Here is a 22,842-nt window from a genome sequence, read left to right on the forward strand (position 1 = left end):
TAAGTCTTTTTCATTGATTTATGGAAATTAACTAGTACCACTAACCTAAATAACTACTATTTTGAAAAAACATTACTTTTTTGGAGCAGTTTTTCTGCTTCAGTTTTTTGTGTCCTTTGGACAGAATCCGACCCGATGCGGTACCCAATTATCTCAAAAAGAAGAGGCCGCTTTTGTAAAATCATTATCTAAAATTAAAACCTGGAAAAAAGGGAGTACGTCAAAAATGACTGCTACACCTTATATTATTCCGGTGGTATTCCATATTCTAACTGATGGAACCAATGTTAGTAGTGGTTTAACTAAAGAGAAAATGAAATGCAGGATCGATGATGCTTTACTCACAGTAAATAAAGATTTTAATGGTTTGTTTCCAGAATATGCCAATACTGATCCGCGTTTTGATGGCGTTAAAAGTAAGATGAATATTCAGTTTGTTTTGGCTACTGTCGATCCAGATGGAGACCCATTAGAAATACCTGGTTTAGATTGGCATCCAGAGGCACATGTGAGTGATGGGTATGATCCTAAAATCTACAATTATATTTGGTATGGTAAAAATAACAGATATTATCTGGATGTTTTAGTTGTTGATGAACCTAACACAGGTCAAGGCTCTGTTGGCTCTGGACATGCATTTTTGCCAATTCAAGATGCTATTCCCCGAGTAACTTACAATCATAGATATATAGGTAGCACATGTGGATCTGATGCTAGTGCTACTTTTGCAAAAGTAATGACGCATGAGTTCGGCCATTATTTTGGATTAAAACATACTTTTCAAGATGATTGCGATCCTATTAATGATGGTATGGCCGATACTCCGCCAACAAAAGTTGGTGAAGGCTGTGCTAGAAATGTACTCAATAGTTGTGGGGTTTATGCCAATGCTGAGAATCACATGGATTACAATGTAGACTGCCAAAATATGTTTACAAGAGATCAGACCAATGCCATGACATATTGGTTAGATGATACTTCTGTGGCGCAATACCCAAGAGGTTTTTTATGGCAGCAAAGTAATCTCAGCTCTGTTGGAGTGATAGAATCTACGCCTGTAGCAAATTTTTCTAGTAGTACTACAGCGGTTTGTTCTGGAAAAGCAATTGTTTTTAAAGATCGCTCTTTAGGTTTGCCTACTTCAAGGTTGTGGACTTTTGAAGGCGGAACTCCTTCTACATCTACAGAATCTAATCCGACTGTTGTTTATAATACTTCAGGAGTATTCAATGTAAAATTGGAGGTTACAAATTCTTTAGGAACAAATGCCAAAGAAACACCTAATTATACTGAAGTAGACCAAAAATCAGCTGTAAATTTAATGGAGAGTTTTTCGGGAACTTTTCCTCCACGGGGATGGGAAATTTCTAATCCTGATAATGGATTAGAATGGGAAAAGCGAAATGGTATTGGACATAACGACAGCTCTTGTATGATTATGAACAATGCAGATAATGCTGTTTTGGGTTCTTTAGATTATATAAGATTGCCGTATTTTGATTTTACGACAGGACAAAATAGTCAGATGTTTTTTGATGTAGCTTATACAAAATTTGATGATGCAAGTCCAGATGTTTTAAAAGTGCAGGTTTCAACAGATTGCGGACAGACTTGGAATGATGTTTACTCTAAAACGCATACGGTTTTGCAGACTACTGAAGTGCCAACTGCTTTAGCAAATAATTGGGTGCCAACTTCCGATGCTAATTGGAGAAAAGAAGTGGTTGATTTGAGCGCCTATCAAGGAAATGCAAACGTTTCTATTCGTTTTGCAAATGTTTCTGGTTACGGAACTAGAATTTGGATTGATAACGTGAATGTAGCTGTAACACAGGCAACGACACCAGTTTCTGATTTTACTTCCAGTACTAGAAGTACAAGATGCACGAATCTTACTGTACCGTTTCTAGATGTGTCAACAGGAAATCCTACATCTTGGGAATGGTCTTTTCCCGGAGGAACACCTGCAACTTCTACAGACAAAAATCCTGTGGTAACTTATAATTCGCCAGGTTCTTATGCGGTTACACTTTCGACAAAGAATACAAACGGAACAGGGACAGTTTTAACTAAAAGTGACTTTATAAAGATAGTTGATCCAGATAGGATTTCTTATACTGAGAATTTTGAAAATTCTTTTCCTCCTGCAGAATGGGAGATTGTGAATCCAGATAATAAATTGACTTGGGAGAAACGAGCAGATGCAGGGCATAATTCTTCATCATGTATGGTAATGAATAATGCAGATAATGATAAAGTTGGTGCAATTGATGAAATTATTTTAAAACCTGTAGATATGTCTGTTGGAGTAACCGATTTTTCATTTGATGTTGCTTATGCTAAATTTGATACTGAAAGTCCAGATGTTTTAGAAATTCTGGCTTCTAAAGATTGTGGCGCTACTTGGAAAAGTGTTTATGTGAAAACACATACAGAATTGGAAACATTTGTAAGCACCGACCCAAATAACTGGATTCCGACAGCAGATTCGCATTGGAGGACAGAAAGAGTATTGCTGACAGAATTTAAAGGTTCTTCGAATGTTTTGCTTAAATTTAAAAATACTTCAGGATATGGATCTAGAATATGGATCGACAATGTTAAATTTACTTTTGATAGTAAAGAAAGTCCGTTCTCAGAATTTACTATAGAGAATGACAAAGTTTGTAGTGATTTGCCAATTGCATTTAAGGATACATCAACAGGAGAACCAACTTCTTGGTTGTGGTCGTTTCCTGGAGGCTCTCCAGCTACTTCTACAAGCAAAACGCCAGCCGTTATTTATGAAAACCCAGGAACTTACGATGTTACTTTAACGGCTACGAATTCCTATGGAACCGGAACAGTAATGCATAAAACTGGAGTGGTGGTTGTAAAAGGAAAAAATAGTATTCCGTATTTTGAGAATTTTGAATCTAGTTTTCCTATTCAGGATTGGGAAGTTGTTAATCCGGATAAAGATGCTATAACTTGGGAGAAACGTTCAGATGTTGGAAAAGGAGATTTGTCCTGTATGATTATTAATAATGCAGATAACCCTGCAGGATTGATTGATGAACTGATCTTAAAGCCATTTGATTTTTCTTCAGCTTCAACTCCGTTTTTATATTTCGATTTAGCATATACGCAATATTTAAATGCCTTTGACCCAACACCTGCTCCTGATAAAATAGAGATATTTGCATCTTCAGATTGTGGAGCAACATGGACTTCAGTTTATTCAAAAAATCAGTTGCAGTTGCAGACTGTTTCGCCTCCAATTGAAGATGATAAGTCGACTACATCAACAAATGAAACAAATGATTGGATTCCGACCAAAAATTCTGACTGGAGAGAAGAGAAAATTAATTTAAGCATTGTAAAAAATCAAAAGAATGTGTTGCTTAAAATTAAGAATACTTCTGGCTATGGAACAAGAATTTGGTTTGATAATTTAAAAATAGATAATGGACCAAATTTATCTGCTGTAAAACCTCAGAAGCCAATTAATTTAGATGGCGTTCAAATATATCCAAATCCGTCAAGCGATGTATTTTATTTAACAACACCATCTTCTGGAGATGATTATACTGTTACGGTTCTTAATGTTGCTGGACAAGTGATTTATAACGAAAAATTCCAAACCAAAAATAATAACAGTAAAGCTATCAATTTGGGCGGGCAGGCAAAAGGAGTATATTTTTTAAATTTGACTTCTTCGGGCAAAAAGACTTTTAGCCAGAAAATAATAAAGCAATAACTTAAAATTTAAAGACAAAAAAAAGACTGCATCCATAATAGGTTGCAGTCTTTTTTTTGTCTTTTAAATATATTTATTCTATTTCTGAAGTGTTTTTTACTTTTGGAGCAGGAAATTTAGATCTAAAATCAAAAACTAATTCTGAAGCTCCATTTTGCTGTAAATAATCTAATTTTTCTACAGCTTCTTCAAGAGTAGGGATGTGTCCTTTTGGAATCCACCACATAGCGGTATGCGCTTTTCCGAATTTTTGAAACCATTCTTTTCGACGTTTTAAAAAGTCACTGTGAAAAGTTTTGTACATGTAATGTTCTAAAGTTTCAATGTTTTCCCAAACCGAAACATTGATAATAATCTGTTCATCATTGTACGGATTCAGACTTGTAGCATTATCAGTTTCGTCTTTTAATCGCCAGACAAAACCTTCACTTTCTTCAGCTATGGTATTTATAACATCTAAATTGTCTACAAATTCTTTCATAATTGGGTCGTTAATATCGACGCCTTTCATTTTGGCAATATTGATTTCGGCAAGATGGTAATTGCTCATAAAATATAGATTTCTGAAGTTTAGGCAATTTAGCTTTTTTCTGAATATTGTGTAGGATTTTTTTTCGCCATGAATTACACGAATTGCACTAATTTTTATATCCTCAATTGAAAAATTAATTCGTGAAAATTTGTGTAATTCGTGGCAAGCAAAACTTATAAAGTTTGTACTGTTTTGTAAACCTGAATCGGGCTTGAAACTAGGTGTTCGGTTTTTTTGATAAATTCTTGCAAGTAGGATTGAGTATTATGGAGATCTAGTCCTGGTTGATCTTTCCATTCTTCCCAAAGAATAAAAACATTGTCAGAAGTATGTAAATCGTAACGAATACATGCAGCTTCTTTTCTTGTTTCAGTAACTAGATGAGTAAGCATATTTTTAATTTCAACTAAATGTTCTGGTTTACTTTTTAAAATTGCGGTAATCGAAATCATAATTATAAGTTTTTAAAGGTTTGCTCTAGGTGTTTGGTGTATTGTTCTTTAAAGATAATAATATTTTCTGGTGTTGCACCTTTTTCTACATCATGAAAATGGAATCCATCTATTTTTTCCATTCCAGTAAATTTGTTCATTTTGTGGAAGCCAAACATTACGCCGTCATCAACGGAAGTTTCTTCAAAGAATTCTCCTGGAAGCGTAAAAGCGGTTGCAGGTGCGTTCCAACTCGTGGTAAGCATGTATTTGCGCCCATGTAGAAGTCCGCCAGTTCCGTAGTTGATATCAGGATTTACACGACTTCTTCCGTCGCTTTTATAGATTCCGTTGTTATGTCCTTGCGTGAAAACATCATCGATATATTTTTTGAAAAGATTCGGAATTTGAAACCACCAAACAGGTGTATGATAAATGATTACATCTGCCCAAACAAATTTTTCTACTTCTTTTTGAAGGTTGATTTCGTCTTCAATGTGAGTTGTTTTTATTTCGTAATTGTTGTTTTTAGAAAGAAATTCAGTTGTCCAGTCTTGAACAGTTTTATTAAATTGTCCTCCTGAATGCGCGAATTTTTGTCCGCCGTTAATTATAAATATCTTTTTCATTTTATTATTGTTTCTTTTGAAAATGGATTCGTGAGGGATTGAGGCGGTATCTTTTTGCGTAATGAAATAGAGTAAAAAATATAGTCAAAAACCCGATTCGCTGTGGCGAACACGCCCAAATTCTAGTTATTTAATTTTTTGAGATTTTTTTTAAACACATAGAGACATAGATTTCTCTTTCTGGAAAAGAGAATGGAAAGAAACTAGTTTCTAACACATCGTTCACAAAGTTTGTCATTCCTCGTTCTTCGGAATGACAAGATTACGTTGACTATGTTTATTAATGCAAGTGAAACGCCTTTATAGACAAAGTATAACTATGTTTCTATGTGTTTAAAATATTATTTTATTTTAGCAATTGCCTGATTGATGAATTCTAATTCTGAAGCTGATAAATCGAAATTCATTGTTTTGGCGTTTGAAATGGCTTGTTCTGCGTTTCTTGCTCCTGCTAGAACAATTGCAATTCCTTTTTGTAAAGATGTCCAGCGTAATACTAATTGTGATAAGCTTGCTTCTTTTGCATGAGCTAAAGAAGTTAATTCTTCGACTAAAGTTTTTACTTTTTGAAGATCAAACTGATTGAAATATCCATTTCTATGGTCATTTTCTTTTAATTTACTGTCAGTGAAATATTTCCCAGTCAATAAACCTCTTTCCATTGGGCTATAAGCAATGATTCCGATGTTTTCTGCAGCTGTGAAAGGAATTAGTTCTTCTTCAATTTTGCGATTCAACATACTGTAAGCAACTTGATTTGAAGCGACTTGAATCGTTTTTTGTGCTTCCTGAATTTGAGCCACATTATAATTGCTTACTCCAAATGCTCTTATTTTTCCTTGTTGAATAAGCGTTTCAACAGCTTCCATTGTTTCAGAAATTGAAGTTGTTGAATCTGGCCAGTGAATTTGCAGTAAATCGATATAATCGGTTTGAAGACGTTTTAAGCTTTCTTCAACTTCTTTAATTACGTTTGCTTTTGATGAATATTTATATACGGGCACTTTTTTACCGTTGTCGTCAGCGTCGAAAAAGAAATCACCTTTTCCGTTATTACTTCCGTCCCAAACCAAACCGAATTTAGTAAGTAATTGAATTTTAGAACGATCGTAAGATTTTATAGCTTCGCCGATCATTTCTTCGCTTAGACCAAATCCGTAAAAAGGAGCAGTGTCAATTGTAGTAACACCGTGGTCAATTGAAGCCTGAACAGATGCTATTGAATCTTTCTTTTCTGTTCCGCCCCACATAGTTCCTCCAATGGCGAATGCACCATAAGTAATAGCTGATAATTCAAGTTCTGAGTTGCCTAGTTTTCTATATTCCATGATTGTGATTTTTTATGTTTAAAATTGATAAGGCAAAATTATACCGTTTTTATGATTCTTATTTGGTATATATTTGTCTTTTTTAGGTATATTTGCAACTTCAAATAATTAGAATTATGAAAAAAGAAAACTTATACGAACCTTTTACGGTTTCTTTTGAAACGCTGAATGAATATCCAGATGTTGGAGATCGTCATAATTTTTTCGAACTGGTTTATATTCTAGAAGGAACGGGAAGACAGTGTATTAATAAGAATATTTTTGAATATGATCCAGGGCATTTGTTTTTATTGACGCCCGAGGATTGCCATAATTTTACAATTGAGACCAAAACGAAATTTTTCTTTTTAAGGTTTAATGATATTTATTTGAAAAACTCAAGTCTGCAGAATGAAAATATTCAGCGATTAGAATATATTCTTCAAAATGCAAATCATCAGCCAGGCTGTATTCTAAAAAATGATCCTGATAAATGTTTGGTAAAGGTGATGATTGAAGCTATTTGCCGCGAACATCAGGACAAAGATGTTTACAATCAGGAATTGATTCAGCAGTTGGTAAATACCTTGATTATTATTGTGGCGAGAAATATCGCGAAATATCTTCCAGAACAAGTAACCATAAATACTGAAGCTAAAGCGATGGATATTCTGCAATACATTCAGAACAATATTTATTATCCTGAAAAAATCAAAGCGGAATCTATTAGTGATTATTTCGGAATTTCGAATACTTATTTAGGACGTTATTTTAAGAAACATGCCAGCGAAACGATGCAACAGTATATCAGCAATTATAAAACGAAACTGATTGAACATCGTTTGCAATTTAGCGAGAAGCGTATTAATGAAATTGCATATGAATTTGGCTTTACAGATGAAAGCCACTTTAATAAGTTTTTTAGAAAGCAAAAAGGCTATAGTCCGTCTGAGTTTAGAAAGACAATTCGATTGAGTGCGTAGTTTTTTTTAGCCACGAATTCACGAATTTACTCTAATTTTTTGGCTGTTTTTATTTCACATATCGCACTAAAAATTAAAAATGAATTGTTAAATCTGCGAGAGAAAAAATAAAAAATCAGTGTAAATACGCGTTTTCGTAAAGCGAATCCGTTTTATCAGTGTACTTTAATTCAAAAACTTAATTAGATAATCTTCTTAATTACACGAAGTTTGTGAGTGTGTTTGTTTAATTCGGGATTGTAGATTCCAGTATGGTCCAAACGGTCAATGCGTACTTTTCCACTTGCGTGAATGATGTAGTTGTTTTCCATTATGATGCCTACGTGAGTAATATTTCCTTCATCATTATCAAAGAAAGCCAAATCGCCTGGTTCGCATTCTTCAATAAAGCTTAACGGATCGCCTTCAAGTGCTTGTTGCGATGCATCACGATGAATTTTATAACCGTTTAATTTATATACCATTTGGGTAAAACCTGAGCAGTCAATTCCAAAAGGTGTTTTTCCACCCCATAGATATGGAGCATTCAGATACATAAAAGCAGTTTTTATCAAGGCGCTTTTAGGTTTGATGCCGCTGGTTTTGGTTCCTTCAAAATCAAAGTTTGAAGTATTGATTTCGCTATTATTTAAAAAAGATAGAGAAGCCCCAAGCGGAATAGGAAGTAGAAGATTATTGGGAGCTGTGATGTAATCAATTAAATCAGCATTTAAAATAATGGATTCTTTGCTCAAAAGATCAAATTGCTCTTTGGTAATTTCCTGATATTGCTTAGAATCAACCCAGCCTTCATAGTCGTCAAACTGAATTCTTATTTTAGCCCATTGATTATGGCGTTCTAAAATTTCGATATGCTCGCCAAACAAGAGCTGTGTAACAATTTCACTTCTGTCGCTGGCTTCAGCGCGAACTGGTACTATGGCTAAATTGCAAATTCCAAACATCTAAGGAAATTTATAAAGTTGAAAATCAGGAGCCATATTATAACTCCTGATTTTTTGAGATATTGTTTTAAGCTCTTTCGATAACAATTGCCGATGCGCCACCGCCGCCGTTGCAGATCGCAGCAGCTCCAGTTTTTGCATTGTTTTGTTCTAAAACATTTAGTAAAGTTACAATAATACGTGCTCCAGAAGCTCCAAGAGGATGTCCTAAAGAAACTGCACCACCGTTTACGTTTACTTTATCGTTATCAAGGTTTAATATTTTAGCATTAGCCAGTCCAACTACAGAGAAAGCTTCGTTAAATTCGAAGAAATCAACATCTGAAATTGAAATTCCTGCTTTGTCTAAAGCTTTCGGTAATGCTTTTGCCGGACTTGTTGTAAACCATTTTGGTTCTTGTGCAGCATCTGCGTAACCTTTTATGTAAGCTAGAGGTTTTAAACCTAATGCATTTGCTTTTTCTTCAGACATTAAAACCAAAGCAGCAGCTCCGTCATTGATTGTAGAAGCGTTTGCAGCAGTTACAGTTCCGTCTTTTGTGAAAACTGGTGCTAAAGATGGAATTTTATCTAATTTCACATTAGTATATTCTTCGTCTTTAGAGAATATAATTGGTTCGCCACGTCTTTGTGGCACTTCAACAGGAACAACTTCATTGTCGAATTTTCCAGCGTCCCAAGCTTTAGCGCTTCTTTCATAAGATTGAATAGAAAAAGCATCTTGTTCTTCACGGCTGATTTTGTATTCAGATGCACATAAATCAGCGCAAACTCCCATTGCGTTGTTGTCGTAAGCATCTGTTAAACCATCTTTCTGCATTCCGTCAAGCATAGTTGCAGGACCAAATTTGTTTCCAGCACGCATTTGTACATAGTGAGGAATTAAGCTCATGCTTTCCATTCCGCCCGCTACTACGATTTCAGCGTCACCGCAAGCGATTGCTTGTGCAGCAAACATTACAGCTTTCATTCCAGAAGCACATACTTTGTTTACTGTTGTAGCAGCAACTTCTTCAGACAGACCAGCAAAAAGTGCTGCCTGACGTGCTGGAGCTTGTCCAACTCCCGCCTGAATTACATTCCCCATGAAAACTTCATCGACTAATTTTGGGTCAAGATTAATTTTTGAAAGCGCTCCTTTTATGGCAGCAGCTCCTAATTTTGGTGCAGGTACACTAGATAACCCGCCCATGAAACTTCCGATAGGTGTTCTAACGGCAGAAACGATAACAACTCTTTTGTTCATTTTCTGTTTAATAATAGTTAGTAAGCAAATTTACTGTTTATTTGAATAAATTCAAATTTTGTATTGAATAGGGTTGATTTTAAATTTAAGGTGAAATTTTTGTTAATTCTATTTGTTTGATTGTGAAGTGGTTTTGAAAAAAAGATGAAAAAAAACTAAAAAAACTCAAAAAAAAGCTTGTGAGAAAAGGAATGTTGTTATACATTTGCACTCGCAAAACGGAAGCAATTCCACTAGCAAGGAGAGGTGCCAGAGCGGTAATGGAGCAGATTGCTAATCTGTCGACGGGTAACCGTCGCCAGGGTTCGAGTCCCTGTCTCTCCGCTTAAATTTTGCCTCGGGGTGTAGCGTAGCCCGGTTATCGCGCCTGCTTTGGGAGCAGGAGGCCGCAGGTTCGAATCCTGCCACCCCGACTACAATTGAAATAATGGACGCATAGCTCAGCTGGATAGAGCACCTGCCTTCTAAGCAGGCGGTCGAAGGTTCGAATCCTTCTGCGTTCACAAAAAGTCACTCAAATAGAGTGACTTTTTTGTTTTTATGTATATACGTTTGATTTCTATTCTTAGAAATTTAAAAATAATGGTTCCATAGCTCAGCTGGATAGAGCAACGCACTTCTAATGCGTAGGTCGAAGGTTCGAATCCTTCTGGGATCACAAAAGCCACTCAAATCGAGTGGCTTTTTTGTTTTTATGGATATAGTTTTGATTTCCATCCTTAGAAATTTGGTTTGCACATAGTTTGCACAAACTTATCAAGTCTTGACCATAAAAATTCCATTTATGGCAAATGCAAAAATATTCAACTTACTAATTGTTTGATGATTTTTAAGAATTAATATTTACATTTGAATTTAACTATAAGCGCTGTTTATCACACCCATCTACTCTAATTTAGGCGGAAGGTAAAGGGAGTAAAGTATAAAATTAATTATGAGACAAATAGAAAATAATTTAATAACGTTTTCAACGAGCCTTACTGGAGACCATCTTAGTTTAGCAATGGAAGCATATTATGATTTACAAGACTCCAAAGATCATAGGAAAAAAAGTGCAATTTCAACAATCCTACACTCATTTTGTGGTCTTGAATCTGCTGTGAATTTGATTGGTTTTGAAATATTTTTTAATAAAGAGTCGCAAAGATATATCGAAGAATCTAAAAGAGATTTTGCCTTAAAAAGAATGGTAAAATCTTGGAATGCGTCAATAGCATGTTTAGATAAAATTGATTTAATATTGTCTATAAATTCAGCGAGTTTAGAAGGACGATTAAGAAATGAGTTGACTGAACTGAATACTATTCGAAATTGGATTTCTCATGGTTTTCCTTATAAAACAACTTGGTTAGTTGAACCTGACAAAGAAGATAATACAAAAGGAACTGTCGTAGATTTTGAATACAGTGTCAATTGGAAGCAAAAATTTCCAAATACAAAGTTTAATGCTTTAGATGCTTTAGATATAACTGATGCAGAAAAAACCCTTAAAATAGTATTTGAAATACTCATTAAAATATCAAAAGCAACAAATGATGTTTTTCATGTAGTAACATATAATGATGGGGGAAAATACAAATTAATTCATAAAGGTTCAACTGTTGACAGCATTATAAAACGAGAAAAATAGTCAGTATCTAGCTAATAAAACGGATTTAGCAATAGGCTTAATGGTTAATGGAAAATTGATTTTGTATTTGGATTTATATGACAAATTAAAATAATCGGCTTAATTTAGTCTAAAACCTACTTTAGTACTAGAATATCTTAATAAAAAAAAATGATAACAGAAATTGAATTCGAAAAATTAATTAGTAAAAATGAAAGTTCAATTTTGGACTTCAAAGGGGAATTTTATGATTTCAAGAAAGAGAGTAACGATTTAGTTACAGCCAAATTTGTTAAGGACGTAATCTCATTTTGTAACACGATAAGAACTGAAACTTCATACATTATATTCGGAATTCAAGAAATAGATAATGGAGGTTTAGAATTTAAGGGAATGAAGGAAAAAGTAGATGATGCAATTCTACAAGATAAAATAAAAGACAAGGTAATTCCAAGGCCTAATTTTTCATTTTACACAATTAAGCACAAAGAAAAACAATTCGGAATTTTGGAATTTCCAATAATAAGATATGAAATGCCAATTGTTCCTGCTATCAAAAATTTGAAAGGTCTTGAGGTTGGAAAAGTATATTACAGAAATGGTACTTCAAATACGGAAGCAACTGCTTATGATGTAATAAGAATTAATGATTGGTTAAAATCATTACCAGAAATAAGAGAACAGAACTCTTTAAATGATGAAGTTTCTAAATTTATAAAAGAACTAACTAAAAACGAACAAAAACTTTCTGTAATTATTTCAGACTTATTTTCTTTATCTAAGAAATATGAGCTTGAAGAATTAAGAAAATTTTGTTTAGTCGAAATTCAAGGAATCAAATCTTCTAATTCAGAAGGGGCAGAATATCGAATACAAAAAGTTTTCATTTCATGGAATAAAATTGAGATAAACCCATATGCTTACTTAAAACCATCTATTAGTTCACTAATAAAAGAAATAGAAAACAACAAAGAGTTTTTTGAGAGTAAAATAGTTATGCATCATCCAATAATTGAAATAGAAAGTTCTTTAGATCAATTAAACAGTGATCCAAATTCATATGGGACTATGAAAACTGATGCAAAAGAATTACTCGATATGGAAAAAGCACATGATTTATATATTTATACTTTTCCTGACAATATTAATTCATTGTATAGAAATATCAGGCAAAAAGCAATTGATATATTAATGAAAATATAAAAAACATTTATCAATATTTACTATAATGTATTTAGAAGATTAGATAAATCAATTTAGAATAGCACGTTTCAAAATAAGGCACTATAATACTCCGATGAGAAATTAATCATCTGGCAAAAAGAGGAAAATGTAATTTAATATTATAATATAGCAATGATTATGAAGGTAAATTTTGAAATAATGAAAACATAGAATTGATGGGGGTTTGTAGCCTATAGTTGCAATCCTTCTGGGATCACTTTATAGGATGATCATTTTTGATCATCCTTTTTTGTTTTGCATCTATTTTGTTTATTTTTAGTTTTCATGATAAAAAACTTAATAATTATGAGAATAGCAATACTTGGAGCTCATATGGTAGGCAAAACGACATTAGCAGAAAAACTGTATGAATCTTTTCCTGATTATGAGTTTTATCCAGAACCTTATTTTGAATTACAGGAAATGGGTTTTGATTTTTCTGAAATACCTACAGCAGACGATTATATGGTGCAGTTGGAGCATTCTATAAAACAAATCATGAGAAGTAATAGAAATGCAATTTTTGACCGCTGTCCGATTGATCTTTTAGCCTATGCTTTAGCGGTTGATGATAATTTAAATTTCTCGTCAATATTTAATAGAATTCAAAATGCAATTAAAGAAATTGACGTTTTTGTATTTGTTCCTATTGAAAAGCCAGATCGAATTTTATGCTCAGACTCTGATTTGCCTGAGCTGAGAGATCAGGTAAATAATATTATTAGCGAATTAATTCTTGATTTTGATTTGGAAGTGATTGAAGTAAAAGGAAGCTTATCCGAAAGACTAAATCAAATCCAAAGTAAAACGCAACAATTCCTTGCCAAATAGATTGGCTCTTTCTTAATTATTTTGTGGTAAATTGCATCTTCATTTTTAATTCTAATAACAAATAAAATTTTTACTACACCCCATGAATGAAGAAATTAATTTTTACCGAAATGCCAAAAAAACAAGAAGCCTACTTTTATATGCTAGCGCTATCAGTATTTTAGTAGCGATTATGCTTTTGTACGGAATAGGGACTTTTGATGGAGTATTTAAAATAAAACTATCGATTGCTTCTGGTGCTATTCTTTTGATAATGCTTGTTTTGATATTTAAAATGCTTGCAAGTATAAAAGACAAATCTTCCTTAATTCAAATAGATTCAAATGGATTTTCTGGAAGAACAACTCCAGTAGCTAAAGCTTTTGGAAGAATAGAATGGCAAGATGTTACCGATGTGCAATTGCAAAAAGTAGGAGGAGACACTTTGGTTGCAGTTACGACTGATAATGTAGACAAGTATGATGGTCGCGTTTCTAAATTTCTATGGAAAATGGCTTATGACGAGCAAAATTTAAAATTGAATATAATGTACTCGGCTTCAGAAATTGAAATCGATGCAGATGAATTGTATAAGCTGTTTTTAAAATACTGGAAAAAATAGAAAAAGTGCCTCTCAAGTGAGAGGTATTTTTATTATGTTTTAGATAGAATAATATCTTTAGTTTCTTTTAACCGCCCAGAAAATAGAATTCCGTAATAGGGTAGTGTATGCTTCATTTTCGAATAATTCTGGAGCATGCCCCATAAAAATATAAACGTTTCTTGAAGCAAAATGATCGTTTGTCCAAACTACGGGATGATCTCCCATTTTTATTTTTGAATCGGGTTCGTAAGTCGACTCATCAACTGAAGCCAGAACATGAACATTTGGCCTTGGACTTTTGTCATAAGTATACCATTCTTCTTTTTGGATAATGAAATCAGATGGAATTCCTTTAGTTACAGGATGCGATTTATCTTCTATGTTTACTTTTCCGCTAGCAAAATCTGGAATGTAATTTACAAATCTGATTCCGCCCATAAAATCAGAAAACCATTTCCACATTGGGTATTCGTCAAATTCTCCAAGCAAAGTGGCATGATGCAAACCAACCCATCCGCCTTTTCCGCTGTTCATGTATTTCTGAAACGCCTGCATCGATTCTTCGCTCCAAGTATAAGGAGGATAATCTAATTGTATAAAAACCTGATATTGTTTTAAAAGTGTTTCATTGATTGTTTTGGTGCTTTCAATATAATCAATGGTAAAGCTGCTGTCAATGGTAAGTTTGTTCAGCCAAGGTTTAGCTGCTTTAGTAAACGGAAGATGATGTCCGCCATTTTCGTATAAAACTAAAGCTTTAAATCGCGATTTTTTTTGTTTTTGAGCTGTGCAATCCAGTTGAAAGAAACAGCTTAAAATAAGTATAATAAATACTATTGAATTTTTCATGAAAGCAATTGTGTGATGACAAAATAAATTATGGTTCAGACCTTGTGGTTATCACTTGTAAAAATAAGGCTAAATGCCGAATCCACTTTTTGGTCCAGCGCCATTCATTGCCTTTTTCTTCCATTTTAAAATCGATTCACAAACTGTTAGGACTTATGTCTTTGTCAATTTTTAGTTTTTAGCTAGTGTGCAAATTACAAAAAAGATAAAATTTGCGAAAGCTAATGCCTTGATGCTAAAATCTGCAAATTATAGCAGGAATTATTTTTATTGATTTTGTGCAATAATGAAAAGAGAGATGATGTGTATTTGATGTGATTTTTATTGACCAGGCATGATATTTTTAATTGAAAATTCTTCAATTTGGCTAAAACATTTTGAATGGATTTCAAGTCCTTCTTCATACTGTTCAAGACTCATTCCGTATAAATAAGCAATGTTTTTAAAATCATTTTTATCTGACGATAAGATTTCAAAATGATTATGAATAGCCTCTTGCTGGTTGTTTTCTTTTTTATTATTATTTCGAGTTGTCATAAAATAAGCTTTGGTAATATATTGTTTTATACTGTTTTTTGAAAATTATGAAGTAAGAAGTTTAATCTTTTCGACTGCCTCTTTGTTTTCATTGGCTACTTCTACCAATGCGAGTAAAATATCATTTCTTAGAATGGTTTTATTTCTTACGTTTCTAATTAATGCTTTGCTCGGAGCAGGCTGCCCTTTTTTTACGATACAAGCAATAGTAAGATCAACATATGTTACAGGTAAATGCTTATCTATAAATTCATAAGCTTTTTTATTGTGAGAATTATCTTCTTTAAAATTGCTATTATTGATTAATTTTGACATATATTTGCTAATAATTATTTGTATGTATTTTATTACGAGTAAATGTAAGAATAATATTATACTACTTATTCTTTTTAATGTTAAAAAATATATTTTATCTATATTTTCATTTGAATTTTAATAATGATGTATCACGAAAAACTAAGTAAATTCTTTAAGGATAAAGGATTAAAGCAGAAGGAAGTCGGGGCAATTTTAGGATTTAGTCCGGCGATGATTGGAAGATATTTACATGGAACAGCTAGTATTGGTTCTGAATTTATTATTAGCCTAAGTAAAAATTTTCCAGATGTGGATTTGAATGATCTTTTTGCCGATGAGCAAAATAAGGTTAATGAAGTTGGGCCAGTTTATGAGAAGGAGAATATTCTGAATGATTTGCAAGAAATTGAAGGACGTATTCATAATATTCGTTTGCGTCTGGCAGGCACAAGATTTGAGGAATAATAATGAAGTTTATCAGAAAGTAATCTAATCATTAAAAAATGAAACAATATTAATTTAAACCACTCTTTTTGAGTGGTTTTTTGTTTTTAAAATACTCTTTTTTTTATTTAAATCTACGCTTACAGTTTAAGTTTTTTTTTTATTAAATTTGATTAACAATTTCTAGCAGTAACCAAATATGGAAAAATTAAAACGACCGGTTTATGTTAAACCTGGAGCAGATGATTTTTTTAAAAAGATGCGTTTAGAAGTGAATGAAACGGTCTTAAAAAACTCGTCTTTGTATGTATTAAATGTTGTGAAGTCCTTAGGACTTCTGGCAGTATTTTTTTTGTTCTACGCCTGTATTTTGATTTTCGGCAACCAGACGCCCTTGTTGTTTCTTTTTTATATTTTGTCTGGTATTACAATGATCGTTTTATTTATAAATGCTTTTCATGATGCTGCGCATGGAGCTTTGTTTAAAAAGCCTAAGCACAATGAATGGTTTTTATATGTTTTAGAACTCTTTGGGAGTAATCACTGGCTTTGGATGCGACGTCATATAAGTCTGCATCATGCTTATCCAAACGTGCCAGATTGGGACGTAGATATTAAACAGAGCGATATTATTAGAATATTTCCGAACAGTCCGCTATTTAATTACCACAAGTATCAGCACATTTACATGTGGTTTATTTATCCTCTTTACAGCCTCAATTGGCTTTATATTAGAGATTTTAAAGACTTTTTTGGCACAAAGGATAACTATGTAAAGAAAGTAGTAGATAAAATTCCGAGACAAGAAGTTTATAGACTGTTTGCGGCTAAGATTATAAATCTCATTTATTTGCTTTTTATCCCAATGATGCTCTTAAGCCAGCCATGGCATATGGTGCTTTTTGCGTGGCTATCTATGCATTTATGCGGTAGTGCAATTGGTGTTGTGGCATTGGTCTCTACACACGTTGATGAAGATGCGCACTTTCCGCATGCTGATGAAGATGGAAATCTTTCTGATACATGGGTAATGCATCAAATGATTGTGACTAAGGATTTTAGTACAGAAAGTAAACTGGCTAATTTTCTTTACGGCGGATTTACGCATCACGTAGCGCATCATCTTTTTCCAGCTGTTGGTCATACGTACTATCCGTATATTACGCCAATTATAAAACGTTATGCAGAAGAATACAATTTGCCATACACCTCATATCCGTTTTATCATGCTGTTCGTTCTCATTTTAGAATGTTGAGAGACAAAGGTGTAAAAGAAAATATTTTGATTACAGGAGAAATATAACTCTAAAAATATCCAATAAAAAAAGCGGTTTTTTAAACCGCTTTTTTTTTGCCTGCATTATTTTTTATTTTGAATATTCTCCTTTTTAATATTTAGATCTTTTAAGAAGTTATCTTTTATTTCAATGTCAAAGTTATCTTCTTTAAAAACCGTCAGTTTTGATTCGGAAAATTTGTAGACATTGATTTTATTATTTTTAACGTCAATATACAAATCATAAGAATAAGTACTGCAGTCATGCTGCTTACAGCCCCACGCATGAAGTATATTATCTTGTTTTTCAAAAGGAGTTTCGGTGTTCCAGTTTTTTACCATTTGATCGTAATCAGCTCCTAATAATTTTTTTAATCTCGGAGCTAAACCGCTTTTGGTTAAAAACTGTGTTCCAATGACACTTTTATCTACTAAACCATACAAAGTATCATTTGGATTCAAAACAATACTGTCTGCCTGTAAAGCTTCAGTCTTAATAGAAGTAGAATCAGTTTTAGGAACTTCTTTTATAATTTCTTTTTTACAGGAAAATAAGATTAAACTGCTTACAAGTGCTGCTGAAATGTATTTGGCTCTGTAATTCATAATATAACTGTTTTTTAGAATTAATAATTTAATTTACAAAGTCGTAAAGAGCTAATTTTCATAAAGATATTAAAAATAATGTTTGGTTCGAAAGGAATTTATGACGAATTATAGATTTATAAAAACAAGCTTTTTACCCTTAAAGAGAAATTGTTGAATCGGTTTTTAAGTTTTTTTGTTTAATTTCATTTTTTAAAATCTTCTTACAATGAATCATACTTTCAAAATATTAGTCTTTTTTCTTTTTGGGATCAGCTGTTTACAAGCGCAAAATGAAACTTATACAGCTTCAGTTGAAGTAAAGGTTTCTGATACTGCGTTTGTCAATCTGCGAGATTACAGCAATGATTTTGTCTATGATATGAAATACGCAACAGATGATAATTTCTTAAAGACAAAAGTTTATGATTGTGCCGAATGTATGCTTCGCTTAAAGACTGTAAAAGCATTAATTGCGGCCAATAAAGATTTTTTGAAGAAAGGTTATAGAATCAAATTATATGATTGTTACAGACCTTTGGATATTCAGAAAAAAATGTGGGAGATCGTATCAAATCCTATTTATGTTGCAGATCCAAAAAAAGGCTCCATCCATAATAGAGGAGGAGCCGTTGATATTTCTTTGGTGGATATAACTGGAAAAGAAGTTGATATGGGAACTTCTTTTGATTTTTTTGGAATTATGGCGAGCCACAATTTTAAACAGCTTTCAAAAGAAATACTTGCTAATAGAGCTTATTTAAAAAAGACCATGATTAAAAATGGTTTTAACTCTTTTGATTCTGAGTGGTGGCATTATAATTTAAAAACCGGTTTAAAGGATAATGTGTCTAACCAGAAATGGAAGTGCAATTAATTACTCAACGCACCTAATATTATCCATAAAATAAGTGTTCGGGTTGGTTACCTTTCCATTTAATTCAGAAGTAAGTTCTCGTTTTACAATATAATCTTCTGTATTGGTAAGATATTTAATTCTCATTATTGAAATTGGAGATTTTTTCAGTTCCTCGTAATTATCTTTCATAAACATAAAAATCCCAGTATTGATGCGGTTGTCAAATCCTTTTTCATCACGAATCAATGTGCCGCAATTTTCTTGATTGATATGCATTAAGGTTACAATTTTTCCGTTTTCTAATTGTAAAAAGACTTTTGAGTTTTTATCAAAACAGTTTGCCTTGATAAAATCTTTGCTTTTTTGGATAGATTGCAGGTTCAATGTTGGCAAACCATCTGTTTGAGCCAAGGAGAAGAAGATATAATTAAAGCTTCCGCCAAAATATTTCTCACTCATCAAATATTCATTTGTTACTTTATAAGATCCGATGGAGTCGTTTACATTTACACTGTATTCACAAGGTTTTTGGGCAAATGCGGTAAAGGTTAATAAAAATAGAGTTAGCGTAATTAATTGTTTCATTGTGTTAGATTATTTTGGTGCAAATTAAAACTATTTTGTTATCTTTTACATCTGTCGTAAAAAAACAATACAAATTTCCTCCATTTTTTATTTTCCACTTCTTTCGGATGTTTTCTACAGTCTCAGGAAAATTACGAGTGGTAATATTAGCCTGCTTATTGGCTAGTTCATTTTTCATCTCATTTTTATGGTATGAAATGACTTTTTGAATTTCAAATTTCCTTCCCGGAAAATCGATTAAATCTTCTGAAGTATATAAATGAGAATGTTTGTGGAGCTTATTAATCTGAAAAGCAGTACTGATTTCATCAAAACCTCCAGATTTCATAATTGCCGAATTTGGCTCGTATAAATATTGTTGAGGTAAATTATAAATAGGAAAAGATTCTTCGCCTAGAATAAATTCAAAAGTTTCTGTTTTTTCTTTTAAAATATTAGCAGTCTTTAAAGTTATTTTGCCCGAATACTCTTTATGAATTTCAAAAAGCAGTTCTTTAACTTCATTTTCTAAAGCAATGACGTGAATGTTCTTTACATTTTTTAATTCTGATAATCCTGCCGAAATGTCTAGTAAAGGTGCCGTTTTAATTAAAATAGAGTCTGATTTTTCAAAATAAAAATCAAGCAATTCCGGAACATTTGGCAGACAGTCTTTTAGCATAAAAACTTTGCCTTTGCTGTCGTTTCTTCGTGAAGGATCAATATAAATCCAATCATATTTTTGTTTGATTTCTTCTAATAAATGCATAGAATCGCCAGCATAAAAAGTACAATTTTCAACTTGCAGCTGTTTAAAATTATGAGCTACAGTTTCAGACAATTGTTCATTTATTTCACAATGCGTTATCGATTTAAATTTCTTCGAAAAATAATAATCATCAACGCCAAAACCGCCAGTTAAATCAATTAAAGATTCGCCAGATATTAAAGAAGCCTTATAAGTTGCAGTTTTCTCTGAAGAGGTTTGTTCTACTGAGATTTTGCTTGGATAAATAATATTTTCGGCTGTAAACCAAGTCGGAAGTTTTTCTTTTGCTTTTGATCGGGCTTCAATCTGATTTAAAATTAAAATCCAATCCATTTCTGGAAACGGATTTTTTTGGAGCGCCAATTTTGTTATATCTGCACCAGTATTTTCTTTTATAAATTCTTGAATTTCTGGATGCAAAATAGGATTGTTCAAAGCTAAATTCTTTCGGTTAATACGGAGACAATTTTATTATTAGGAAAAAATTCTTTTAAAATTACTTTAATCATCGTAAACGCTGGAATGGCTATTATCATACCCACAATTCCAAACGTAATACCGCTGATTAATATAACTAAGAATATTTCTAACGGGTGCGAATTTACACTTTTTGACGAAATTATGGGCTGGCTAATATTGTTGTCAATTGCCTGTACCAATAAAAAGCCAATAATGACATAAATGGTTGTTGGAAGAATTTCTGACTGAAAATCTTTTCCAATCATGCTTATCATGGTAAGAATTCCAGCTAAGGTTGTCCCAATAATTGGTCCCAAATAGGGAATTATATTTAGAATGGCGCATAAAAAGGCAATTACAAAAGCATTTTTATTTCCAAAGATTAGCAATACAATCAGATATAGAATAAACACTACAATTAGCTGCAGTAATAAACCAATGAAATAGCGTGTAAGTAAATGGTTTATTTTGGCAATAGAATTTAAAATTTTATCTTCATTTGAATCTGGCAATATTCTTCTTGCCTGATCTTTAAAGATATCCTGATCTTTTATGAAAAAGAAAGTAATAAAAAACACTGATACCAATCCCATTCCCATATCGGCCATAAAGTTGATTATAGTATTGATGAATCCTGTAAAATAGCTAAAATCTAAGAAAGAAATGAGCTTAGAATCTTTTATAACTTTATTCAAATCTATATGCGGAATATTAAAGTATTTTTCAAGACTGTTTTCTGTTTCTATAAATTGAGATTGTAGATGTGCCGTGTCAAGAAGAGCTAGATTATTTGCTTGAGAAATAATTAAAGGGACAAATAATAGAATGAAACCCACAATTAGAAAAATGAAAAAGATAATTGTAGTTGAAGCGGCCATCGAATTGCTGAATTTTAATTTGTTCTTTAAAAACAAAACCATCGGGTTGGCGATTAAGCACAATATTAATGAAATACACAAATAGACAATTACTGTTTGAATTTCATATAAAAAATACAAGACGATGCCAATTATTAAAATTGTAGCTAAAGCTCTTAATATTCCGTTAGAAATAGTTTTTGATGTGATCATGCTTAAAATTTAGACTATAAATATAGGAAAAAGCATTCTAAAATTTAGGTGTAAACAAAAAAAGCGAGATGATTCATCTCGCTTTATTGATATTTTTAGTTTCAGCTTATTGTGCAAAAGCAGCTCTTGCTCCTCCAGTTGTAAAAATAGCCGAAATTCTGTTTTTCTGTCCTGTTGAGAACATGTACATTGCTGCATCATCAACATAATCCATGTAGTTCATAGTCATTTCTACAGGTGTACCTGTACAAGTGCTATAATGAGGATAAGCAGGAACTCCGTAGTTTGCTGTGTTATGAGTAGGAGTATCTGAAACAAGATCGCTTCCACAAGTTGCATCTCCCCAGATGTGACGCAAGTTCATCCAGTGACCTACTTCATGTGTAGCAGTTCTTCCTAAGTTATATGGAGCATTTGCAGAACCAGATAATCCGAAGTATTTAGGATCAATTACGACTCCGTCTGTAGCAGAAGCGCCACCAGGGAATTGTGCATAACCTAAAATTCCGCCGCCAATAACACATGACCACAGGTTTAATTTTGTAGTTGGAGAAGTAGGAGCAATTCCGCCTTGATTTGTTTTTTTCATCGCGTCTTTTGTTCCCCAAGAAGTTTTAGTAGTAGATTTTCTAACAACCTGATCTAATACAAATGTAATTCCGATGTTTGCTTTTACACCTGAAAATAATGCTGGTACATTATTGTAATCAGAGTTTAAAGCATTGAAGTCTTTGTTTAAAACATCAATTTGAGATTGAATTTGTGCATCCGAAATATTCTCAGCTGAAGTTCTGTATAAAACATTCACTACAACTGGAATTTCGATTTTTCCATTTACCAAACGGCCTGTGAAATTTGAACCTGCGTGTTGTGCAGTAAAAGTTTCGATTTCATTCATTCTAATTGCCAACATAGGATCGGCTTTCAATTGAGCTTCTAAAACTTCTTGTGTTGCACAGCTTCTTCTTGAAGCAACACTCGCATCTGCGTTAGCAGAATCAGATTGTTCATTTTGACAAGCAAACAGCATTAATGCTGCAAATGTGGTAATAATAACTTTTTTCATAATAATTTG

Annotated in this window: 23 protein-coding genes and 4 tRNA genes; 13 read left to right on the top strand and 14 right to left on the bottom strand. The window is 32.8% G+C overall.

What is annotated here, in order from left to right; genetic code table 11:
* Positions 1–61 precede the first annotated feature (61 nt).
* Positions 62–3,739 carry a PKD domain-containing protein gene (locus DM397_RS19650; RefSeq protein WP_111379150.1) on the top strand — a complete coding sequence of 1,226 codons (3,678 nt, stop codon included), beginning with the start codon at positions 62–64 and terminating at the stop codon, positions 3,737–3,739.
* Positions 3,740–3,812: 73 nt separating this feature from the next.
* On the opposite strand, the gene DM397_RS19655 is transcribed toward DM397_RS19650, so the two are convergent.
* The 4 genes from DM397_RS19655 to DM397_RS19670 form a co-directional block, all read right to left on the bottom strand.
* Positions 3,813–4,289 carry a DUF3291 domain-containing protein gene (locus DM397_RS19655; RefSeq protein ID WP_111379151.1) on the bottom strand — a complete coding sequence of 159 codons (477 nt, stop codon included), beginning with the start codon at positions 4,287–4,289 and terminating at the stop codon, positions 3,813–3,815.
* 155 nt (positions 4,290–4,444) lie between these two features.
* Positions 4,445–4,723 (bottom strand): putative quinol monooxygenase, encoded by a 279-nt coding sequence (locus DM397_RS19660; RefSeq protein ID WP_111379152.1) that lies wholly within the window; start codon positions 4,721–4,723, stop codon positions 4,445–4,447.
* Positions 4,724–4,725: 2 nt separating this feature from the next.
* Positions 4,726–5,331 (bottom strand): NAD(P)H-dependent oxidoreductase, encoded by a 606-nt coding sequence (locus DM397_RS19665; RefSeq protein WP_111379153.1) that lies wholly within the window; start codon positions 5,329–5,331, stop codon positions 4,726–4,728.
* Between the two features lie 341 nt (positions 5,332–5,672).
* The gene (locus tag DM397_RS19670; RefSeq protein ID WP_111379154.1) at positions 5,673–6,659 is read right to left on the bottom strand and encodes an aldo/keto reductase; all 987 of its coding nucleotides are present in this window, start codon (positions 6,657–6,659) and stop codon (positions 5,673–5,675) included.
* Between the two features lie 116 nt (positions 6,660–6,775).
* On the opposite strand from DM397_RS19670, the gene DM397_RS19675 reads away from it, so the two are divergent.
* Entirely contained in the window at positions 6,776–7,621 is an 846-nt protein-coding gene (locus DM397_RS19675) for an AraC family transcriptional regulator (protein WP_111285332.1), read from the top strand.
* Positions 7,622–7,803: 182 nt separating this feature from the next.
* On the opposite strand, the gene DM397_RS19680 is transcribed toward DM397_RS19675, so the two are convergent.
* The gene (locus DM397_RS19680; protein WP_111379155.1) at positions 7,804–8,565 is read right to left on the bottom strand and encodes a C40 family peptidase; all 762 of its coding nucleotides are present in this window, start codon (positions 8,563–8,565) and stop codon (positions 7,804–7,806) included.
* A 67-nt stretch (positions 8,566–8,632) separates the two neighbouring features.
* Complete coding sequence (locus tag DM397_RS19685) at positions 8,633–9,811, bottom strand: acetyl-CoA C-acyltransferase (RefSeq protein WP_111379156.1); 1,179 nt, start codon at positions 9,809–9,811, stop codon at positions 8,633–8,635.
* Positions 9,812–10,051: 240 nt separating this feature from the next.
* Between DM397_RS19685 and DM397_RS19690 the strand changes: the two genes are divergently transcribed.
* From DM397_RS19690 to DM397_RS19725, 8 genes are all read left to right on the top strand, one after another.
* Positions 10,052–10,135: transfer RNA gene (locus DM397_RS19690), tRNA-Ser, on the top strand.
* 14 nt (positions 10,136–10,149) lie between these two features.
* Positions 10,150–10,224, top strand: a tRNA-Pro gene (locus tag DM397_RS19695).
* A 16-nt stretch (positions 10,225–10,240) separates the two neighbouring features.
* Positions 10,241–10,314: transfer RNA gene (locus tag DM397_RS19700), tRNA-Arg, on the top strand.
* Between the two features lie 81 nt (positions 10,315–10,395).
* Positions 10,396–10,469, top strand: a tRNA-Arg gene (locus DM397_RS19705).
* A gap of 276 nt (positions 10,470–10,745) precedes the next feature.
* Positions 10,746–11,441, top strand: coding sequence for a hypothetical protein (locus DM397_RS19710; RefSeq protein WP_142479097.1), 696 nt, complete (start codon positions 10,746–10,748; stop codon positions 11,439–11,441).
* 150 nt (positions 11,442–11,591) lie between these two features.
* On the top strand, positions 11,592–12,623 hold the full coding sequence (locus DM397_RS19715) for an ATP-binding protein (protein WP_111379158.1): 1,032 nt from the start codon (positions 11,592–11,594) through the stop codon (positions 12,621–12,623).
* A 327-nt stretch (positions 12,624–12,950) separates the two neighbouring features.
* A complete protein-coding gene (locus DM397_RS19720; protein WP_111379226.1) occupies positions 12,951–13,475 on the top strand; it encodes an AAA family ATPase in 525 nt (174 codons plus the stop codon).
* Positions 13,476–13,557: 82 nt separating this feature from the next.
* Positions 13,558–14,076 carry an STM3941 family protein gene (locus tag DM397_RS19725; RefSeq protein ID WP_111379159.1) on the top strand — a complete coding sequence of 173 codons (519 nt, stop codon included), beginning with the start codon at positions 13,558–13,560 and terminating at the stop codon, positions 14,074–14,076.
* A gap of 57 nt (positions 14,077–14,133) precedes the next feature.
* On the opposite strand, the gene DM397_RS19730 is transcribed toward DM397_RS19725, so the two are convergent.
* The 3 genes from DM397_RS19730 to DM397_RS19740 all read right to left on the bottom strand — a co-directional run bounded on the left by DM397_RS19730 (position 14,134) and on the right by DM397_RS19740 (position 15,759).
* Positions 14,134–14,907 carry a ThuA domain-containing protein gene (locus DM397_RS19730; protein ID WP_111379160.1) on the bottom strand — a complete coding sequence of 258 codons (774 nt, stop codon included), beginning with the start codon at positions 14,905–14,907 and terminating at the stop codon, positions 14,134–14,136.
* A 321-nt stretch (positions 14,908–15,228) separates the two neighbouring features.
* Positions 15,229–15,444, bottom strand: coding sequence for a hypothetical protein (locus DM397_RS19735; protein WP_111379161.1), 216 nt, complete (start codon positions 15,442–15,444; stop codon positions 15,229–15,231).
* Between the two features lie 45 nt (positions 15,445–15,489).
* Positions 15,490–15,759, bottom strand: a complete 270-nt coding sequence (locus DM397_RS19740) for a hypothetical protein (RefSeq protein ID WP_111379162.1) — start codon at positions 15,757–15,759, stop codon at positions 15,490–15,492.
* 123 nt (positions 15,760–15,882) lie between these two features.
* On the opposite strand from DM397_RS19740, the gene DM397_RS19745 reads away from it, so the two are divergent.
* A complete protein-coding gene (locus DM397_RS19745; RefSeq protein ID WP_111379163.1) occupies positions 15,883–16,206 on the top strand; it encodes a helix-turn-helix domain-containing protein in 324 nt (107 codons plus the stop codon).
* Positions 16,207–16,384: 178 nt separating this feature from the next.
* On the top strand, positions 16,385–17,488 hold the full coding sequence (locus DM397_RS19750) for a fatty acid desaturase family protein (RefSeq protein ID WP_111379164.1): 1,104 nt from the start codon (positions 16,385–16,387) through the stop codon (positions 17,486–17,488).
* 57 nt (positions 17,489–17,545) lie between these two features.
* Here the strand turns inward: DM397_RS19750 and DM397_RS19755 are convergent, their stop codons facing one another.
* Positions 17,546–18,067, bottom strand: a complete 522-nt coding sequence (locus DM397_RS19755; protein ID WP_111379165.1) for a hypothetical protein — start codon at positions 18,065–18,067, stop codon at positions 17,546–17,548.
* Positions 18,068–18,275: 208 nt separating this feature from the next.
* Here DM397_RS19755 and DM397_RS19760 point away from each other — a divergent pair, with 208 nt between their 5' ends.
* Positions 18,276–18,923, top strand: coding sequence for a M15 family metallopeptidase (locus DM397_RS19760; RefSeq protein ID WP_111379166.1), 648 nt, complete (start codon positions 18,276–18,278; stop codon positions 18,921–18,923).
* Here the strand turns inward: DM397_RS19760 and DM397_RS19765 are convergent, their stop codons facing one another.
* The 4 genes from DM397_RS19765 to DM397_RS19780 form a co-directional block, all read right to left on the bottom strand.
* Positions 18,924–19,490, bottom strand: coding sequence for a hypothetical protein (locus DM397_RS19765; protein WP_111379167.1), 567 nt, complete (start codon positions 19,488–19,490; stop codon positions 18,924–18,926).
* Positions 19,491–19,494: 4 nt separating this feature from the next.
* The gene (locus DM397_RS19770; protein ID WP_111379168.1) at positions 19,495–20,673 is read right to left on the bottom strand and encodes a THUMP-like domain-containing protein; all 1,179 of its coding nucleotides are present in this window, start codon (positions 20,671–20,673) and stop codon (positions 19,495–19,497) included.
* 2 nt (positions 20,674–20,675) lie between these two features.
* Positions 20,676–21,767 (bottom strand): AI-2E family transporter, encoded by a 1,092-nt coding sequence (locus tag DM397_RS19775; RefSeq protein WP_111379169.1) that lies wholly within the window; start codon positions 21,765–21,767, stop codon positions 20,676–20,678.
* Between the two features lie 106 nt (positions 21,768–21,873).
* Positions 21,874–22,833 carry a zinc metalloprotease gene (locus DM397_RS19780; RefSeq protein ID WP_111379170.1) on the bottom strand — a complete coding sequence of 320 codons (960 nt, stop codon included), beginning with the start codon at positions 22,831–22,833 and terminating at the stop codon, positions 21,874–21,876.
* Positions 22,834–22,842 lie beyond the last annotated feature (9 nt).

It is taken from the genome of Flavobacterium nitrogenifigens (assembly GCF_003254565.1).
Lineage (GTDB): Bacteria > Bacteroidota > Bacteroidia > Flavobacteriales > Flavobacteriaceae > Flavobacterium > Flavobacterium nitrogenifigens.

Coding starts and splice junctions, on each gene's coding strand:
- DM397_RS19655 (WP_111379151.1), bottom strand. CDS start 4,289: ATGAGCAATTACCATCTTGCCGAAATCAATATTGCCAAAATGAAAGGC.
- DM397_RS19660 (WP_111379152.1), bottom strand. CDS start 4,723: ATGATTTCGATTACCGCAATTTTAAAAAGTAAACCAGAACATTTAGTT.
- DM397_RS19665 (WP_111379153.1), bottom strand. CDS start 5,331: ATGAAAAAGATATTTATAATTAACGGCGGACAAAAATTCGCGCATTCA.
- DM397_RS19670 (WP_111379154.1), bottom strand. CDS start 6,659: ATGGAATATAGAAAACTAGGCAACTCAGAACTTGAATTATCAGCTATT.
- DM397_RS19675 (WP_111285332.1), top strand. CDS start 6,776: ATGAAAAAAGAAAACTTATACGAACCTTTTACGGTTTCTTTTGAAACG.
- DM397_RS19680 (WP_111379155.1), bottom strand. CDS start 8,565: ATGTTTGGAATTTGCAATTTAGCCATAGTACCAGTTCGCGCTGAAGCC.
- DM397_RS19685 (WP_111379156.1), bottom strand. CDS start 9,811: ATGAACAAAAGAGTTGTTATCGTTTCTGCCGTTAGAACACCTATCGGA.
- DM397_RS19710 (WP_142479097.1), top strand. CDS start 10,746: ATGAGACAAATAGAAAATAATTTAATAACGTTTTCAACGAGCCTTACT.
- DM397_RS19715 (WP_111379158.1), top strand. CDS start 11,592: ATGATAACAGAAATTGAATTCGAAAAATTAATTAGTAAAAATGAAAGT.
- DM397_RS19720 (WP_111379226.1), top strand. CDS start 12,951: ATGAGAATAGCAATACTTGGAGCTCATATGGTAGGCAAAACGACATTA.
- DM397_RS19725 (WP_111379159.1), top strand. CDS start 13,558: ATGAATGAAGAAATTAATTTTTACCGAAATGCCAAAAAAACAAGAAGC.
- DM397_RS19730 (WP_111379160.1), bottom strand. CDS start 14,907: ATGAAAAATTCAATAGTATTTATTATACTTATTTTAAGCTGTTTCTTT.
- DM397_RS19735 (WP_111379161.1), bottom strand. CDS start 15,444: ATGACAACTCGAAATAATAATAAAAAAGAAAACAACCAGCAAGAGGCT.
- DM397_RS19740 (WP_111379162.1), bottom strand. CDS start 15,759: ATGTCAAAATTAATCAATAATAGCAATTTTAAAGAAGATAATTCTCAC.
- DM397_RS19745 (WP_111379163.1), top strand. CDS start 15,883: ATGATGTATCACGAAAAACTAAGTAAATTCTTTAAGGATAAAGGATTA.
- DM397_RS19750 (WP_111379164.1), top strand. CDS start 16,385: ATGGAAAAATTAAAACGACCGGTTTATGTTAAACCTGGAGCAGATGAT.
- DM397_RS19755 (WP_111379165.1), bottom strand. CDS start 18,067: ATGAATTACAGAGCCAAATACATTTCAGCAGCACTTGTAAGCAGTTTA.
- DM397_RS19760 (WP_111379166.1), top strand. CDS start 18,276: ATGAATCATACTTTCAAAATATTAGTCTTTTTTCTTTTTGGGATCAGC.
- DM397_RS19765 (WP_111379167.1), bottom strand. CDS start 19,490: ATGAAACAATTAATTACGCTAACTCTATTTTTATTAACCTTTACCGCA.
- DM397_RS19775 (WP_111379169.1), bottom strand. CDS start 21,767: ATGATCACATCAAAAACTATTTCTAACGGAATATTAAGAGCTTTAGCT.
- DM397_RS19780 (WP_111379170.1), bottom strand. CDS start 22,833: ATGAAAAAAGTTATTATTACCACATTTGCAGCATTAATGCTGTTTGCT.